Genomic DNA, 16,484 nt, shown 5'->3' with positions numbered 1-16,484 from the left:
CGTGAATGCAGAGGAGTCGATCCATGAACGAAAAACACTGGTCGGTGGACATCACCATCGACGAGCACACATCAGCAAACGGTAACCGCACTCGCGCGATCGCGCGACTGCATTCACAGGACGACACGCACTTCGCCGGCGCGGGATTCGCGCGCCGCAACCCGTCCGACCTCGACGTACCCGAAATCGGTGACGAACTCGCAGCTTCGCGCGCTCTTGCCGACCTGTCGCGACAATTGATCGAAGCCACCAGAGCGGATCTCGTGGGCATCACGCATGAGCCTATTCACCTGACTTCCTGAGCCGATTCGAGCACGCGGGAGGAAGGTGAAAAATAATGTCGGACAAGTTAACTCCACTCGATGCCGGGTTTCTCGAAGTCGAGGATTCGGATTCCCACGCGAGTCTCGCCATCGGGGCATTGGTGATAGCCGAAGGCCCCGTACCGACCGATCGCGAGTTTCTCGAGCGATTGAGCTCACGGATACGATTCATCCCACACGGCACGGACTGTCTCCATACAGTTCCCGTCGATCTGGCGGCCCCGACGTGGACAGCGGATCCGAACTTCGATCCGGCGCGCCATGTTATGAGGATCGCAGTGCCCTCGCCCGGGCGACTGCAAGACGTTGCCGCGACGGTGGCGTGGATCATGTCCGAGCGGCTGGATCGAGATCGCCCACTCTGGCAGTGCTGGCTGATCGAAGGCCTCGAAGCAGATCGGTGGGCAGTACTGACGAAAGCGCACCATTCGCTGGTGGACGGGGTCAGCGGCGCTCGCTTGTTCGACGTACTGTTCGACTCGCCGCCGGAATCCGAACCGGTTGGTGACAACACCACGAGCACGAGCGGTACCGCATCGGAGAAATCGGCGTCCCTGTACAGCACGTTCATCGGTGTTTCGACCGCCGCGCTGGGCGCACCTGTCCGTGTGTCTCGCCAGCTACTGCGGAGAGCCGCGGGTTTTGCACACCTTCTCGGCGATGTGCTGACCCCGAGCCGCCGAACGACGCTGATCGGGCCGATCGGTAGTCAGCGGAGATACGCCACGGCCAACGTTCGGATGCAGGACGTGAAGGCAATTTGTTCGACGTTCGACGTAACCGTCAACGACGTGGCACTGGCTTGTGTGACTGGTGCCCTTCGTTCACTTCTTCTGCACCGCAACGAGGACCCCGACGGGCACTCAGTGCGTTGCCTCGTGCCGGTGTCGGTTCGGACACCCGACGGCGATGTATCGCCGCACAACGAGGTTTCTCTTCTTCTCCCGTTTCTACCCGTGGACGTACCCGATCCTGTCGACCGACTTCAGGTCATTCACGAGAGACTCTCACGGTACAAGCGAGGAGGGGAATCTCGCAGTGGTCACTTCGTCACGACGCTCGCCCAGTATGTCCCGTTCGTATCGTCTGCATGGTTCGTGCGACTTGCGGCGCGGGTTCCTCAGCAAAGCATCGTCACCGTTGTCACCGACGTCCCTGGACCTACAAGGAAATGCCGACTGATGGGTCGAGAGATAGTCAGCATCTACCCTTTCGTGCCGATTGCCGTGCGCTTGCGGCTCGGATTCGCACTACTGAGCTACAGCGGCCAATTCGCGTTCGGCATCACAGCCGACTACGATTCAGTCCCCGAAATCGATCTTTTACCAACATTTTTGGAGAGTGAACTGAGAATCCTCGTGAGCGCCCAGGAGTCGAGCGTACGAGAACCCGACGACACAACCGAGAGTGGACCGTAGCTTCGGCTACGCCTGCCCGGATCGGCGCCGCCGCGTCCACCTCCATATCTCGTCACACCCCCACACCAGGATCGGCAACGGCAGTAGCCACAGAACCTGGTACCACTCTGGCGTCACCGTTCCGAATACTCGCTGCAATGGAGGTACCGTAACCACAATGGCAGCGAATGCCACTTCGAACGCAATTCCCCACAGCAACAACCTATTCGAGAACAGTCCGATCTGCTGCAGAGACGCATGCTCGGTGCGCGATGCCATCGCCGTGCCGATCTGACAGGACACGATCCCGAGAAAACTCATTGTCGTGGCCAGCTTCCAGGTGTGCTCGAGCGAGCCAGTCGACACGTCCGCCCCGAAAGTCCACCCTCCAGATAGGAGAGTTGCCATGAACAGGCCCATGACTGCCGCTGCCGAGACCCCACCGAGCAATCCCCACGACCGAATCAGCATCGCTTTGTCCACGACATTTTGCGAGGCTTTTCGCGGCGCCCTGTCCATCAGTCCGGGTTCTTCTTGTTCGCGGCCCAATGCCAACGCCGGCAACGTCTCGGTACCCAAGTCGATCGCCAGTATTTGCATCACTGTCAGAGGAAGCGGAATCTGTCCTCCGGACAGCGCGTAGACGAGAAAGGGCACCACTTCCGGTGTGGCGTGCGCAAAAATGTAGACGATGAATTTCCGGACGTTGTCGTAGACCCTGCGCCCCGCTTGGACGGCTTCGACGATGGTGGCGAAATTGTCGTCGGTGAGCACCATCGTCGCTGCTTCCCGGGCGACATCGGTGCCGGATCTGCCCATTGCGACCCCGATATCCGACCTTCGCAGTGCCGGAGCGTCGTTGACGCCGTCGCCGGTCATCGCGACCACATATCCACCGGCGCGTAGAGCGTCCGTAATCCGCAGCTTCTCCTCGGGCGAACTGCGGGCGAAGATAATCTCGTTTTCGGTGTAGAGGAGCGCGTCGAGGTCCTTCTCCGACATATCTTCGAGTTCAGCTCCGGTCACCACCTGCAAACCCCTTTGCCCGATCCCCACACTTTCGGCAATTCCGCGGGCGGTCAGGCCGTGATCGCCCGTCACCACGATGATGCGAATTCCGGCCGAATGGCATTTCGCCACAGCGTTCTTGACTTCGGGCCGTGGCGGATCGATCATCGCGGCGATGCCGAGCAACGTCATCTCTCGTTCGGCCTCGCCACGATCGAATAGTTCTCCGCCGGCAACGCTGACCGAGCGTTCTGCCACCGCGATCAGTCTCAGGCCCTCACCTGCCCAATCATGCACCAGCGCAGCAAGGTCGGAACGATCTTCAGCCGTAATGTTGCGCTGCGCCCGTTCGGGTTCTGCGATGTGCGTGCACAGGGACAGGATTTCCTCCGGCGCGCCCTTCGCATAGACCTCGAACCGATCGTCGACTCGATCCACCGTCGACATCCGGCGTAGTTCGGGATCGAACGGGAAGGTGGCGTCATGGCCTTTCGTCGTGGGAGATAGAGGCTCGCCGATCAGAGCCGATGCGCGCAACATCGCCAACTCCGTGGGGTCCCCGGTGCTCGTGTTCTCTCCGGTCGGAGTGTCCTCGCGTAGTTCGGCAGAGCAACAGGATGTGACGGCGTGTGCCATCCGGCGCGACAGGGATTCGTCAGGCTGAGGTTGATTATTTCCGTCGAAAGTGAGAACTTCGCCCGGTGTCCATATCTTGATCGTGCGCATACGGTTGACAGTCAGTGTCCCGGTCTTGTCGGTGCAGATCACGCTCGTGGAACCGAGCGTCTCGACCGCCGAAATCCGTTTGACCAGAGCACCCTTCCTGGCGAGTGTGCGTACTCCGACAGCCAAAGCCAGCGTGATGGTCGGCAGAAGTCCTTCCGGAACGTTGGCCACAAGGAGCCCGATTGCAAAGTTCACCGAATCCCCCCAGGACAGTCCCGCAATCAGACTCCCGAGCGGTATGAACGCCGCACCCATCACGACGGCCACGCAGGCAATCAGCCACGCCACCTTCTTCACTTGCTTCTCGAGCGGGCTTTCGTCCCGCCCTACCCGTTCCGACAGAGCCGCGATTCGTCCGATCTCCGTCTTCATGCCGGTGGCAAAGACCAATCCGATTGCCTTGCCGCCCAACACGTCCGTCCCACTGAAAGCGATGTCCCGAGCCGCCACAAGAGGACCTGTGCCGCCACCTGAATCAGCGGAAATGGAGACGGGAACGGACTCTCCGGTCAGTGCCGACAGATCGACCTGGACGGAACCGGACACCAACCGTGCATCTGCCGATACCCGCCCCCCCTCGTCGAGAACGACGACATCGCCCGGAACGAGGGCCCGCGCGTCAACGACTGTCTCGACCCGGTCCCGCAACACTGTCGCCTGAGAAGGAAGGAATGCAGAGAGCGCCTCCACCGCTTGCTCGGCGTGTAATTCCTGGACGAACGCGAAGACCGCATTGACCAGAATCACGAAGACGATTGCCACGCCTAACGGGGTAGCGCCACTGACAACCGCGAGCGCCGCAGCCATCCACAGAAGCAGCGCGAGCGGATGAGTCAACTGCCGAAGCACCTGACCTGGCCACTCACGCCCGCGCCGACGCTGGAGTTCGTTCGGTCCGTGGACAATAGCTCGACGCTCAGCCTCCCTGGACGAGAGGCCCTGCCGACCTGACCTCAGATCGCGAAACATCCGTTCGACGGATTCACGCGGATTCACCGCATCCGATTCCGAATCGATGACCGTTTCGGACACACACACACCTCCCACACGGAACGAAATTCCGCGAACAGTTACTCGGTTCGAGGTTTCTCCGTACACGAGCGCAATACCAGGGTCATCGGTCGTCAAATCGTGGCTCACGACCTGCCAGATCGGAATCGAGGTCGCAGGCCATACAACTAGTGACATTCGACCATGTAGACGACGGTCAGATGGGCGCAAGGCTGGACGGTAAACGGAACACGTCCCTCACGTCCTGTCCTCCAGCAGGACTGGACAGTTCGAGTCCGTTCTGCACAGAATCAGGAATCACCATGAACGCAACGATCGTCGTCGTCATCATCGTCATCGTCGTCGCATTTCTGCTTTTCGCCATGGCAGTGCGAGTGGTCACCCAGTACGAGCGCGGTGTTCACTTCCGGCTCGGAAGGATCATCGCGGTGCGCAATCCCGGCCTCACGCTCATCATTCCCGCGATCGACCGGATGACCAAGGTCTCCATGCGGATCGTCACGATGCCGATCCAATCGCAGGGAATCATCACCCGTGACAATGTGAGCGTCGACATTGCGGCAGTTGCCTACTACCGCGTCATCGATGCCGAGAAATCAGTGGTCACTATCGAAAATGTCAGTTCCGCCATCAACCAGATCGCCCAAACCACTCTTCGCAACGTAGTAGGTCAACATTCTCTCGACGAAGTCTTGTCGGAGACAGCGGTTATCAACACCAGCATTCGTCAGATACTCGACACAACCACGCTGGACTGGGGTGTCGAGGTAACGCTGGTAGAGCTCAAGGACATTCAGCTGCCCGAGAGCATGAAGCGAGCGATGGCTCGCGAAGCTGAGGCCGAGCGGGAGAAGAGAGCGAAGATCATTGCGGCCGAAGGTGAAGCGCGTGCCGCCGCCGGGCTCGGCGAAGCGTCGGACACCATGATGGCCCACCCGTTGGCACTCCAACTGCGTAATTTGCAGACCCTTGCCGAACTCGGTGTCGAGAAGAACACCACCGTCGTATTCCCCGCGCCGCTGATGAGCGCAATCGGCGAACTGGGGTCGTTCCTCCAACGGGAAACTACTTCTGCCGAAGAGCTGTCCAGCCGCGGGTCGAATGAAAACACCGTCAACGAAACAATCTTCGACGACAACGCCCTCGACACCATCCGTTCGTGACGTAGCCCGTCAACTCATGCCGCTCTGGAAGGCGGACACCATGCGCAGCTATCTGATTTGCTCGATCACTCGGCCCATTCGCTGGTGGAATCAGGTGCCGTGGTCCTCGAACCGGCTGATGCGCCCCTCGGACCGACTCCTGTCCTCTCTGATTATCGCCGCATGCGCAATCGGTGCTCTCGGAATACCTGTCTCGGCGGCAATCGGGACTTCCGTCTACACATCCGGCCGAGCCCGAATCGAACAGCAGTACAACACCTACCGACAGTGGAACGGAACAGTCGCAAACACCTCTCCATCGGTTCCATCGACTCCCGAGATTCCAGCAACCCCGATAGGTTCGGAGACAACAGTTGCCGGTGCCGCGAGGAAAGTCGTGACGTGGACGATGAACGGAAACTCCCGCACCGAACCGGTGATTGCACACTTCGGTGCGCATGCCGGTGACACGATCAAGGTCTGGACGAACGGCAACGGCAACCAGGTTCCACCACCACCAGAAACGTCGATTGCGGCCGTAGACGGAGTGGCCGCTGCGATCGTGTTGTATGGTGCGACCGTTTTCGCGATGTGCATGATGATTTCCGCAGCACGAACAATGATCGGTTGGCACAACGATCGGATGTGGGACATGGAGTGGAAGAACAAATTTCAGCAGCAGGCGTGAAAACTGAAAACCTCCGCAACGAAATCAACCACGCGCATCCTCATCCTCCGTTTCCGGCTCGTCGGCAAGAACGAAATAGCTTTGTTCCTCTTGGCGGAAGTGCAGCCTCAGTACGGCATACAGCCCGTACAGGCAGGCAAGGAGGTCCTGTACCTGATCCGCTTTCACCGCACCATTGAGGTCGGCGGTTCTGACGTGATAGCCCAACCTTCGACTGAGCCGCTCGATTTCGGCGTGCGCACCGGCCATTGTCGCGATCGAATCCGCGCCACCAATCGAACGCTCCAGCATCGGGTAGAGATTCGCGCCCTCGGAACGCTCGTGGGGAAGAATCACGTCTTGGAGAAAGCTGTCGGTTTCGTGCAGTCGACGCAAAGCGGACGTACGATCTCCACTCACCACCGCCTCTGCGGTGACACGGATTACTTCCAGTCCATCTCGCATCTCTCGATGATCCGAGGAAAATCCTCGGAGCATCGTCAACAACCTCGGATCGAGCACCGGAACCGTCGATCTCCCGCCGTTCAGTGCACGTAACGCGTTGAGTATCACGGCAACATCGATCAACTCCTGCAACAAGGCACCGACTGCGGGAATCAGGAATCCGAAGGCAGCAAAGATCATCGCGACAAGCGACAGCGTTGTTCCGAGTATCGCGCTCTGTAACGCGATTCGGCGGGATCGACGGGCAATGTCCATGGCGTCGGCAACGCGGGAGAGTCGATCGGTTGTCAGAACCACGTCGGCCGCCTCCGACGACGCTGTCGCCCCGCGCGCGCCCATCGCGATTCCGACCGATGCTGCCGCCAAGGCCGGTGCGTCGTTGATTCCGTCACCGACCATCAGCGTCACTGCCTGGGCCGATTCTTCGCGGACACGTGCGACTTTGTCGTCCGGTTCTTGTTCTGCATGAACGCAATCGAGCCCCAATGCAGATCCGACCTCGACTGCGGGTTCTGGTCGGTCACCCGTCAGCATGACAATCTTGCGTATCCCGGCTGAGCGCAGTCGTCGTATCGTCCACGGCGCGTCCGTCCGTATCGGGTCGAGCAGGAGAATTGCGCCACTGAGAGTGCCGTCGACACTCACCCAGGCAATCACGGCGCCGTCCAGACGCGCACGATTCTCCACTGCGGCAACCCACTCGGGACGATCGACAGTCCCGTCAATTCTCCCCACTGTGACGATTCGGCCGTCGACCGTCGCAACAACACCATAGCCGGGTCGCTCAGTCACCATTTCTGGTGTGCTCAGCGATAATCCACGTTTGCGGGCACTGCGAACGATCGCTTCCGCCAGAATGTGTGACGATACCTGATCGGCAGATGCCGCCAATCGAAGGAGCGTCGCACTGTCGTAGCTATCACCACATACAACATCTGATTGTGTCGGCCGTCCGCTGGTCAGAGTACCTGTCTTGTCGATAACGAGGGTGTGGGCGCTTCCGAGCTTCTCGAGCGCTCCACCCGACCTGACGATCACGCCGATGCGCGAAGCGCGCGAAAGTCCGGAGACAATGGCCACGGGAGCGGCCAACAACAACGGGCACGGCGTTGCGACAACCAGCACGGCGACAGCCCGAGGGAAGGAATCACTGATGGCCCACGCGGAACCGGATATGATCAACGTGGCCGGAAGAAACCAACCCGCTACCCGATCGGCCAGTCGCACAACCGGTGCGCTCTCGGCTGCCGCGTCCTGCGCCAACCGAACGATTCCTGCGTAGGTGCTCGATTGCGCATCGCGACTTGCCTCGATGCGGCAGGCCCCACCGGCATTGACCGCACCGCTCCGCACGGCGTCGCTCACAGGTCTTTCCACGACGTTGGCCTCGCCGGTCAGTGCAGATTCGTCCAGCAGTGCCGGCTCGCCGACAATCCAACCGTCGGTGGGCACCACGCTGCCAGGCCCGACCAATATCAGATCTCCGGGACCGATCTCGTCGAGTTTCACTGTCTCGAGTTGTCCGTCATGCTCGCGTTGCGCAGTGCCCGGTACGTGGTCGCGAAGAGAACGCAGATCCCGCGTCGCTCTGCGGTTGGCTGCGGCGTCGAGCGTGCGACCGGTCGCCAACATGACGGCGATCAACGCGCCGGCGAGATATTCGTCGATCCACAGGGTTCCGAGGAGGGAAAGGACGGCGATGACGTCCACGCCCACTCGACCTCGGCGTAGCGCGTCGATGACCCACCATGCTGCGGGGATCACGGCCACGATCGCCCCCGTTGCCCACAATGCCTCCGCTGACGGACGACTGTCGAATACCCAGGCGAGAGCGCCAGCAGTCAACGTCGTGACCGTTACGACCAATAGGACCGTCTCTGCGTTGGACAGCAAACGCGCGAGCAGGTCTCGAATCACCGGCATGTTTCCAGCGTGGCTTGGCCGATCGAATATCCGGTAGTGCCGTAATGCCTGGTTCGATCACCGCAAGACCCCGTGACAACCGCCCCGGCTTCCGAACACACTTGAAGGCAAGAGGGGTAGCGAACCGACACTGTCTCGGCAATTCGAGGAGCAAATTCAGGTGGATACGCGGGACTCGTACATCGATGTACACGAGACGACTACAGGTGTGGTCCTTCTTGTCCGTGAGCGCGCGTACAAGATCAAAAAAGCGCTATCGACCGCCTACCTGGATTTCGGAACACCTACGCAACGACAGACGGCGCTGCTCCGCGAACTCGAACTCAACCGCAGGATGAGCCCGGACGTGTATCTGGGCGTAACACAGCTCAACGATCCGCTCGACGCAACGAGAGAGCCGATACTGGTGATGGCCCGGATGCCTGAGGACCGGCGACTGTCATCGGTGATCACCTCAGGTCAGGACGCCGCGGGCGAAGTGCACAGTATCGCTTCCCTGATAGCCGATTTCCACCGCCGAGCTATCCGAGGCGCGTGGATAGACGAGCAAGCGACAGCGGAGAGTGTCGGCGCCCGGTGGAAATCGAACATTGCCGAACTACGAGAATTATGTGTCGGCACCGTTCCCGTCGGCAGCGTCGATGAGATCAGCACAATGGCCGAGACGTTCTTGTTGGGCCGAACAGTGCTGTTCGACAGGAGAATTGCCGACGGACATATCGTTGACGGACACGGCGACCTGCTGTCCGACGACATATTCGTCCTTCCTGACGGTCCTCGAATCCTCGATTGCCTCGACTTCGACGACCAACTCAGATTCGTCGACACGATAGACGATGCAAGTTTCCTCGCTATGGACCTGGAATTCCTCGGGCGAGAGGATCTAGCGGACGAGTTTCTCACCACGATAGTCGCGCTGTCGCAGGATCTTCCACCGCGGGCGCTGATCGACCATTACATCGCATATCGTGCGACTGTCCGCGCGAAAGTCGATGCACTGCGTATGAGGCAAGGTGGAACGGGCAGCATCGCGCGACTCGAACGCCACCTCGCTCTTGCCTGTTCTCACCTTCGGCGTGCCGAGGTGCGGTTGTGCCTGGTCGGCGGACTCCCAGGTTCGGGTAAATCAACACTGTCGGTCGGTCTCGCCGAACATACCGGCGCTGTTGTCATTTCGAGTGACCGACTGCGTCGCGAACTGATGGAGGATGGCACACTCACCGGCGCGGCCGGCGAGTACCGGCAAGGTCTCTACTCCCCCGCAGCTCTGGACACGGTCTATGCCGAGATGTTGGCACGGGCGCACCGGCAGCTGACGATGGGACAGTCCGTCATCCTGGATGCGACATGGTCAGATTCCAGGTATCGACACAACGCTCAGGGATTGTGTTTGTCCACGTCGTCGGCGTTGATAGAAATCTGCTGCAGTACGCCGTTACTTGTTGCTGTACAACGAATTGCGATGCGCACGGAATCGCTGTCCGACGCCACCGCCACAACGGCGGCCGCTATCGAAGCCGGACAGGATCCGTGGCCTGAATCCGTTTCGATCGACACCAACATCGACATCGACGTCAGCATCGAAGCCGCGGTGAATGTGTGGAATTCATCAGGGCATTCACCCGTCGACGGTGCGTAATCACGGTACGACGGTCAGGACCTCCTCGACCGTGCGCCTACCCGAGACAACGGGTTCTGTAGCTCCCAACTGCACTTGCCCCGATGCTGTATCCGCGGAATGCGATGATAATCCGATCCGGATCATGATCTGCGGATTCTGGAATGTCTCGCCCGACCTACATGCGACGTCGCGCACGATCTCCCGACTTGCCTCCACCTCCGTGAGGTGTGTCAGTGGACAGGTGGCGAGATGCGAGGCAGTTGCGTGTAGCAATACCGACGACAATGCCTGTCCCGCGTTCAACCAGTCTTTCGGCGTATCCGATGCAGTACTGAGCAGAACCAACGCAGCATTATCGCGTGCACCGCGTTGGATCTTCAGGTGCCCGGAAGGGAATGCTCGGGCGGATACGTCCTCGTGTGAGGAGAGCGCATCGGGCAATGCACCAAGAGGAACGCCGGACTCGGCACCATCCGGAGTAGTCCACGCCTCGAGTTCGTTCCAATAGGCGGTATCACTGCGGTGCTCCTGCGCGGCGATCCTGGACGCCTTGTCGAGCATCGCGCCGTAGCGGCGCACGATGACCGTCATCGACGCCTCGAATTCGCGCGCGTTCACTGCCAAACCGGTCAACGCCCCAGCCCGAGGTGGATCGAAGGGGCGTCTGTCGGTCCGTCGACGCTCCAAGGTCGAGAACAGGGCTGCGCTGGAACCTATCGGTTCCGCTCGACCCCGGAACGTGATCGAGGCCAACAGATCCGGGTCGGTGTGGTCAGGGAGTGTCGCAACGATCGGTTCGAGGAGATTGTGTTCCAGAGCAACTCGCAGGTGATGGAGCGCTGCGCCACAGCTGATGAACAATTGCCTACCGCTAGGGTCCTCGATTGGGATCGAGCGGCGACGATCGACGTACAGGCTGAGTTCACCGCGCCGCAGTCGCCAGGACCACGGTTGAATGTTGTGGACGGATGGGGCCAGACACGCGTATGAAACGGCACTCGAGATCGTTTCGGCATCCGCGCTTGCGTAGTGCACCATGTTCGATCACTCTCGTCTGGAATTTCCCACGGCAGTGCGCACCGCGGGCATCTTTCGATCGTGCACCGATCAGCATCGTTCTCGCTACGGCCGTTGGTCATCGTGATCGTCACATGACTCCGTAGTTTCAGGGTCAGTCCTCGAGTTCGTTTCGAAGGTTCGCGACGATTCCCTCGGCCCAGTGTTCGATGTCGGACCAATCTCGCGCGTCACCGTACTTGCCGCCCATGAGGGCGAACACGCATCGTCCGAACAGTGGCCAATCGCCGCGTCTGACTACGCCGGCAAACTGTCGATGGTCGCGTAGGTCAGATCCTGACCTGAGTCGCGCGACGGTATTCGGCTCCCGAGCCGTCGCGCGGATGCGCCGCGTGAGTCGGTGAGCAAGAAGAGTCGATGTCTCGCCCCAAGTGGACACCGAGAACGCCCACACCGGTGGCACCTGTTTGCCGGCGAGCAGTCGATCCACCGCCGTGCGAGCCGAGGGCAACCAGTCCCGATCGTGTACTGCGCTGCCCAATATTGCAGCGTCGAATCCATCGAAATCTGAATCTTGTTCCACCGAAACAATTTTCGTGTCTACTCCCATCTGCTCACAGCATTCTCCGATCTTTCGGGCGATTCCTTCCGTGGATCCTTTGGCGCTCGCGTACTCGATCAGAATTCGGGGCATCGTCATTCACCCCTGTCCGGGAGTGGAACGGACCACACCAGGGTGGTACCGGACCGGGTAGTCGTTCGCACATCGAATGTTCCGTCGAGTTCAGCTGCCCGCTCAGCCAAGTTGCGTAGTCCCCGCCTGTGGATTCCCAGTGGAATCCCGACTCCGTCGTCGGCTATCGTCATCGTCAGATCATCGAGCACCTCGACGGCAACCGTTGCCGACGACGCCCGCGCATGCTTGACCACATTGCTGAGTCCTTCCCGCAGTACGGCTTCGACATGGTCGGCGACCTTCGGACTTATTACGGTCAGTGGACCTTTCACCTGCAAAGAGACCTTCAAGTCGGTGTCCGCGGTAACCTCGGCGATCACGCTGTGCAGACGGCCTCGAAGGGTGGGGACTTCATCCCCGAATGCATGTAGATCGAAGATAGTCCTACGTATGTCCTGAATGATGTCCTGCAAATCGTCAATAGTTGCCGTGAGCCTGCGCTGAACCTCCGGTGTCCGCGCACGTTGCAAGGTGCCTTGAATCGACAACCCGACGGCGAATACGCGTTGAATGACGTGATCATGGAGATCGCGCGCGATCCGATCACGGTCGGCGAGTACGTCGAGCTCACGTAACCGACGTTGATTGTGGGCCAGCCGAAGCGCGACCGCTCCTTGATCGGCAAATGCCGACATCTTCTCCACTTCGTCCGGTCGGTAAGCTTGGGACTCCCGGAGTTTCAACACTGCCAGTACTCCTGTGACCTGTTGTCCATCGCGTAGTGGGAGAACGATCGCCGGACCGTAATCGTGTTCGTCGTCGAACCCCGGATCGAACGCCAGCGAGTTCGTGCTGATCGGCTTCTTCAGCCGGTAGGCCTGCCCTGACGTGGAGCAGTCCAACGGAATGCCGTGGCCGACGAGTATGTCGGAGCCAGGGCCGCTCGCAACCGTGATGACCAATTCGACAGGTTCAGCGGACGTCAGTTCCGGGTCAGGTGGCACTGCCAGGAACGCGCAATCCGATTGTGTGAGTGAAAGAGATCTGTCGGTGATGAGCTGAAGAACCGCGACTGGATCGGCACCTGCAAGCAAGGCCGTGACAACCTCACCTGTCGCATATTGCCACTGTTGCTTGATGTTTGCCTGTGCGTAGAGCTGTGAGTTTTCGATCGCGATCCCGGCTGCCGACGCGAGGATCTTGACGATCATCTCATCGTGCTCGGTGAAGGACTGCCCGTTCGTCTTCTCCGTGAGATAGAGATTGCCGAACACCACCCCTCTGGTCTGGATGGGTACACCGAGAAAACTGTGCATCGGGGGGTGGCACTCGGGGAAGCCGACTGACGCCTCGTGGTGGGACAAATCATCCAAGCGCAAGGGTTTCGGGTCCGAGATCAGCACGCCGAGCACACCACGGCCAAGCGGGAGGTCCCCAATCTGCGCGCGAGTCGCCTCGTCGATTCCCTCGAACACTAATTGCTTCAACTCGTGATCTTCACCCAGGACACCGAGCGCACCGTACTTCGCATCGACCAAGGAAATTGCGGATTTGACGATGGTACGTAGCGTTACGTCCAGATCAAGTCCTGCCGAGACTGCAAGCAACGCTTCCAGAAACCCGTCGACGCGAATGAGTTCGTCTGATCGGGCATCACATTCGTTTTGAGGATGTCCGAACAGTCTTTCGTGATCCAGCTCGTCGTTGGTCATTGCGGTGGCAGATGCTCATGCATTTTCGTAGCGAGAATCGCAGCTTGAGTGCGGCGTTCGACACCCAGTTTGCTCAACAAACGCGAGACATAGTTCTTCACCGTCTTCTCCGCCAGGAACATCCTCGCAGCAATCTGCCTGTTCGTCAGACCCTCGCCCAGTAGTCCCAGTAACACGCGCTCCTGATCGGTCAGTTCTTCGAAGGGGCCGTTCTTCTCCGCCGCATCGGTCCGAAGCTTCGCCATCAGCGCCGCGGCGGCACGGTTGTCGAGCAGCGACTTTCCCGATCCGACGTCATGGACGGCACGGGTCAGATCCAGCCCCTTGATGTCTTTGACGACGTACCCACTGGCTCCGGCCAGGATCGCGTCCAGCATCGCCTGATCGTCTTCGAACGAGGTGAGTATCAAGCAACGAAGTGCAGGCAATTTCGACAGCAGTTCCCGGCACAGTTCGATCCCGTTACCGTCCGGCAACCGGACGTCGAGGACAGCAACATCGGGCACAAGAGCCGGGATCCGCGCCAGCGCATGCGCGTAGCTCGACGCTTCGCCGACGACCCGCAGATCCGGATCGTCATCGAGCAACTCCGCAAGACCACGACGTACAACTTCGTGGTCGTCGACCAAAAACACGTCGATCATCGATACGTCCGTTCTCCCGCGTGGATAAGTGCGATTACCCACACTCCCCGGCTACCCATCGCAGAGTGAACGAATCAGTAACTCGAGAGGACGTCGGTCACGGGCCGGCGCGGCGTCGGTTGTGGGCGGGTGCCAGTCGGGGCCCGGCCGACACGCACGAGCATCTGCGGTGTTCCGATTTCGGGCACGATCCGTTGAATGATCGAACGACTTCTCGGCACCTCGGTCACATGCGACAACGGACACGTCGCTGCCCCTCGCACCGTGGCATCGAGCAGAATCGCGGACAGGGCGTGGCCACAGCGCAACCAGTCCATGCGACTGTCCGATGGCGTACCGAGCGCGAGCACTGTCGACTCGTCAGCAAATCCTGCCGAATCGGTCGGCGCATTCTGCCGCACGGGAAAGGTTCGGCCGATCGGAACCCCACCTGAACCTGCCACCAGGGACGTCTCCGGGATCCCTCCTGATGTCATGGAATGCCCAGCCCACCAATGCAGCTCGGTTTGATATTCCACGTCGTAACGTCGAGCAGCCGCCGTCGACCGCGTTGCCTCCACAAGACCTTCCCTCTGAGCTTCACCCAAGGCGATAACGCTGACGTTCAACTCCTGCGCCTGGTCGACGGCGCTCACGACCAGAGCGTCGATTCCCTCAAAGGTACCGAAAGCCCGGCGATCAGTCCGACGACGGCGAATCGCCGTCAGCATGTCGAAGTCATGCGAGCGCGGACGCGCATCACGCCGGAAGCCGATCGTGGCAAGCAAGTCCGGGGATATGGCGCGGCGTTCGTATCGAATCTCGGTAGTCCACCGCAAGCCAAGCAAACCCACACTCAGGTGGTGCAGTGCGGCACCGCAACTGATGTGCAATTGGCGACCGGTGGGATCAGCTGCCGGAAGTAGCCTGGTGCGGTCACCGAAGAGCTTCAGCTCACCACCAGAGTGCTCCCATCGCCACGGCTGGCTGTTGTGCAAAGAGGGTGCCCGACATGCCAACTCGACGGCTAGCTGCACGACGCTCGAATCGGGTCTGGTGATGTCCATTTCCCCTTCTCCTCCAGTGTCAACCGAACAAAGGTTCCGGATACTGCTGTCAGTAGAAGCGTCGCAGCACCGAGGCATCTACAGAAGTGCCGATTGTCACCGCCTCACAGATATCGGAAACCAGATAACGCGTAGAAGGGAATGACACCGGAAATGACTTTCTCCTCTGCTGTCAGGACTGCCGCTAGCCGACGATTCAATAACAGTCCCGTCGTTCTTGCCTCGAGTCGAAGGAGATCAGCCGTGAGAATCAACCCCCCTGTAGTTGTCGGATACGACGGATCGGCGCAATCACGAGACGCGGTGTGGTGGGGCGCATATGACGCGGTTCTCCGCGACGCGCCACTTCTCCTGGTAACGACGATGTTCACACCCACGACCTACGGCGCTCCGATCGGCATGCCCACCGTCTACTTCGACGAACAGGAAGCTTCAGCCAAAAAACGCTTGACTGAAGCAACTGAACTAGCCAGGGCCGCGATCGGAAAACGCGGACTCGACATCGAAGTCGATTACGCTACCGATCCGCCCATCCCTGTTCTCCGGCAAACATCCAAGACCGCCCGAATGATAGTGCTCGGATCTCGAGGACACGGCGAATACACCGGCGGCCTGATGGGATCGGTAAGCACTTCGCTTGCAGTGCACGCGCTGTGCCCCGTTGTCGTAATCCGTAGTCTCGGAGAGAACACCGACATCGACAAACGCCCTGTCGTCGTCGGCGTCGACGGAAGTGTGCACAGTGAACCCGCGATCGCTGCAGCTTTCGAGGAAGCTTCACTGCGAGGGGTCGACCTCGTCGCGGTGCACGCCTGGTCGGATATGGCTCTCGACGTTGTTTTCTCGAAGTTCCGGGATGTCGATTGGGAGGCACGGCAGAACACCGAACAGGCGCTCACGGCGGAAAGCCTCGCCGGACACGGTGACCGATACCCGGACGTACGTGTGACAACCATTGTGGTCAAGGACAAGCCAGGCAAGAATCTGATCGACCATTCCGGACGCGCACAATTGATCGTTCTCGGTCGACGTGGGCGCGGCGGATTCAGTGGAATGCTCCTCGGAAGCACCTGCCGAGAAGTTCTACACGAGGCACAGTGTCCACT

Annotated in this window: 13 protein-coding genes; 6 read left to right on the top strand and 7 right to left on the bottom strand. The window is 60.0% G+C overall.

All coding sequences use genetic code 11. The features are described 5' to 3' along the window. The first annotated feature begins 23 nt into the window (after positions 1-23). Positions 24-302, top strand: a complete 279-nt coding sequence (locus tag R4P64_RS30580) for a DUF1876 domain-containing protein (RefSeq protein ID WP_317823958.1) — start codon at positions 24-26, stop codon at positions 300-302. 35 nt (positions 303-337) lie between these two features. Next, positions 338-1,741, top strand: coding sequence for a wax ester/triacylglycerol synthase family O-acyltransferase (locus R4P64_RS30575; RefSeq protein ID WP_317823957.1), 1,404 nt, complete (start codon positions 338-340; stop codon positions 1,739-1,741). Between the two features lie 6 nt (positions 1,742-1,747). Here R4P64_RS30575 and R4P64_RS30570 read toward each other — a convergent pair whose 3' ends face one another. After that, the gene (locus R4P64_RS30570) at positions 1,748-4,486 is read right to left on the bottom strand and encodes a cation-transporting P-type ATPase (RefSeq protein ID WP_317823956.1); all 2,739 of its coding nucleotides are present in this window, start codon (positions 4,484-4,486) and stop codon (positions 1,748-1,750) included. A 281-nt stretch (positions 4,487-4,767) separates the two neighbouring features. Here R4P64_RS30570 and R4P64_RS30565 point away from each other — a divergent pair, with 281 nt between their 5' ends. Together R4P64_RS30565 and R4P64_RS30560 are read left to right on the top strand one after the other, a co-directional pair. Continuing rightward, on the top strand, positions 4,768-5,628 hold the full coding sequence (locus R4P64_RS30565) for a slipin family protein (protein ID WP_317823955.1): 861 nt from the start codon (positions 4,768-4,770) through the stop codon (positions 5,626-5,628). 40 nt (positions 5,629-5,668) lie between these two features. After that, the gene (locus R4P64_RS30560; RefSeq protein WP_317823954.1) at positions 5,669-6,295 is read left to right on the top strand and encodes a hypothetical protein; all 627 of its coding nucleotides are present in this window, start codon (positions 5,669-5,671) and stop codon (positions 6,293-6,295) included. A 24-nt stretch (positions 6,296-6,319) separates the two neighbouring features. On the opposite strand, the gene R4P64_RS30555 is transcribed toward R4P64_RS30560, so the two are convergent. Continuing rightward, on the bottom strand, positions 6,320-8,662 hold the full coding sequence (locus R4P64_RS30555) for a heavy metal translocating P-type ATPase (protein WP_317823952.1): 2,343 nt from the start codon (positions 8,660-8,662) through the stop codon (positions 6,320-6,322). A 160-nt stretch (positions 8,663-8,822) separates the two neighbouring features. Here R4P64_RS30555 and R4P64_RS30550 point away from each other — a divergent pair, with 160 nt between their 5' ends. Next, the gene (locus R4P64_RS30550) at positions 8,823-10,301 is read left to right on the top strand and encodes an AAA family ATPase (protein WP_317823951.1); all 1,479 of its coding nucleotides are present in this window, start codon (positions 8,823-8,825) and stop codon (positions 10,299-10,301) included. On the opposite strand, the gene R4P64_RS30545 is transcribed toward R4P64_RS30550, so the two are convergent. The 5 genes from R4P64_RS30545 to R4P64_RS30525 form a co-directional block, all read right to left on the bottom strand. Then, a complete protein-coding gene (locus tag R4P64_RS30545) occupies positions 10,302-11,321 on the bottom strand; it encodes an Acg family FMN-binding oxidoreductase (RefSeq protein WP_317823950.1) in 1,020 nt (339 codons plus the stop codon). Positions 11,322-11,454: 133 nt separating this feature from the next. Then, positions 11,455-11,994 carry a flavodoxin domain-containing protein gene (locus R4P64_RS30540; protein ID WP_317823949.1) on the bottom strand — a complete coding sequence of 180 codons (540 nt, stop codon included), beginning with the start codon at positions 11,992-11,994 and terminating at the stop codon, positions 11,455-11,457. A gap of 2 nt (positions 11,995-11,996) precedes the next feature. Then, a complete protein-coding gene (locus R4P64_RS30535) occupies positions 11,997-13,688 on the bottom strand; it encodes a GAF domain-containing sensor histidine kinase (protein ID WP_317823948.1) in 1,692 nt (563 codons plus the stop codon). Beyond that, positions 13,685-14,332 (bottom strand): response regulator transcription factor, encoded by a 648-nt coding sequence (locus tag R4P64_RS30530; protein ID WP_045067635.1) that lies wholly within the window; start codon positions 14,330-14,332, stop codon positions 13,685-13,687. The genes R4P64_RS30535 and R4P64_RS30530 overlap by 4 nt, the downstream gene beginning before the upstream one ends. A 74-nt stretch (positions 14,333-14,406) precedes the next feature. Next, positions 14,407-15,378 (bottom strand): Acg family FMN-binding oxidoreductase, encoded by a 972-nt coding sequence (locus R4P64_RS30525; RefSeq protein WP_317823947.1) that lies wholly within the window; start codon positions 15,376-15,378, stop codon positions 14,407-14,409. A 243-nt stretch (positions 15,379-15,621) separates the two neighbouring features. On the opposite strand from R4P64_RS30525, the gene R4P64_RS30520 reads away from it, so the two are divergent. Further along, a partial coding sequence (locus R4P64_RS30520) for a universal stress protein (protein ID WP_317823946.1) occupies positions 15,622-16,484 on the top strand: 863 nt, incomplete at its 3' end.

It is taken from the genome of Rhodococcus sp. IEGM 1366 (assembly GCF_033142425.1).
Taxonomy (GTDB): Bacteria; Actinomycetota; Actinomycetes; order Mycobacteriales; family Mycobacteriaceae; genus Rhodococcus_F; species Rhodococcus_F globerula.
The sequence above is the reverse complement of the archived record's forward strand: the minus strand, read 5'-3'. Positions and strand labels throughout refer to the sequence as shown.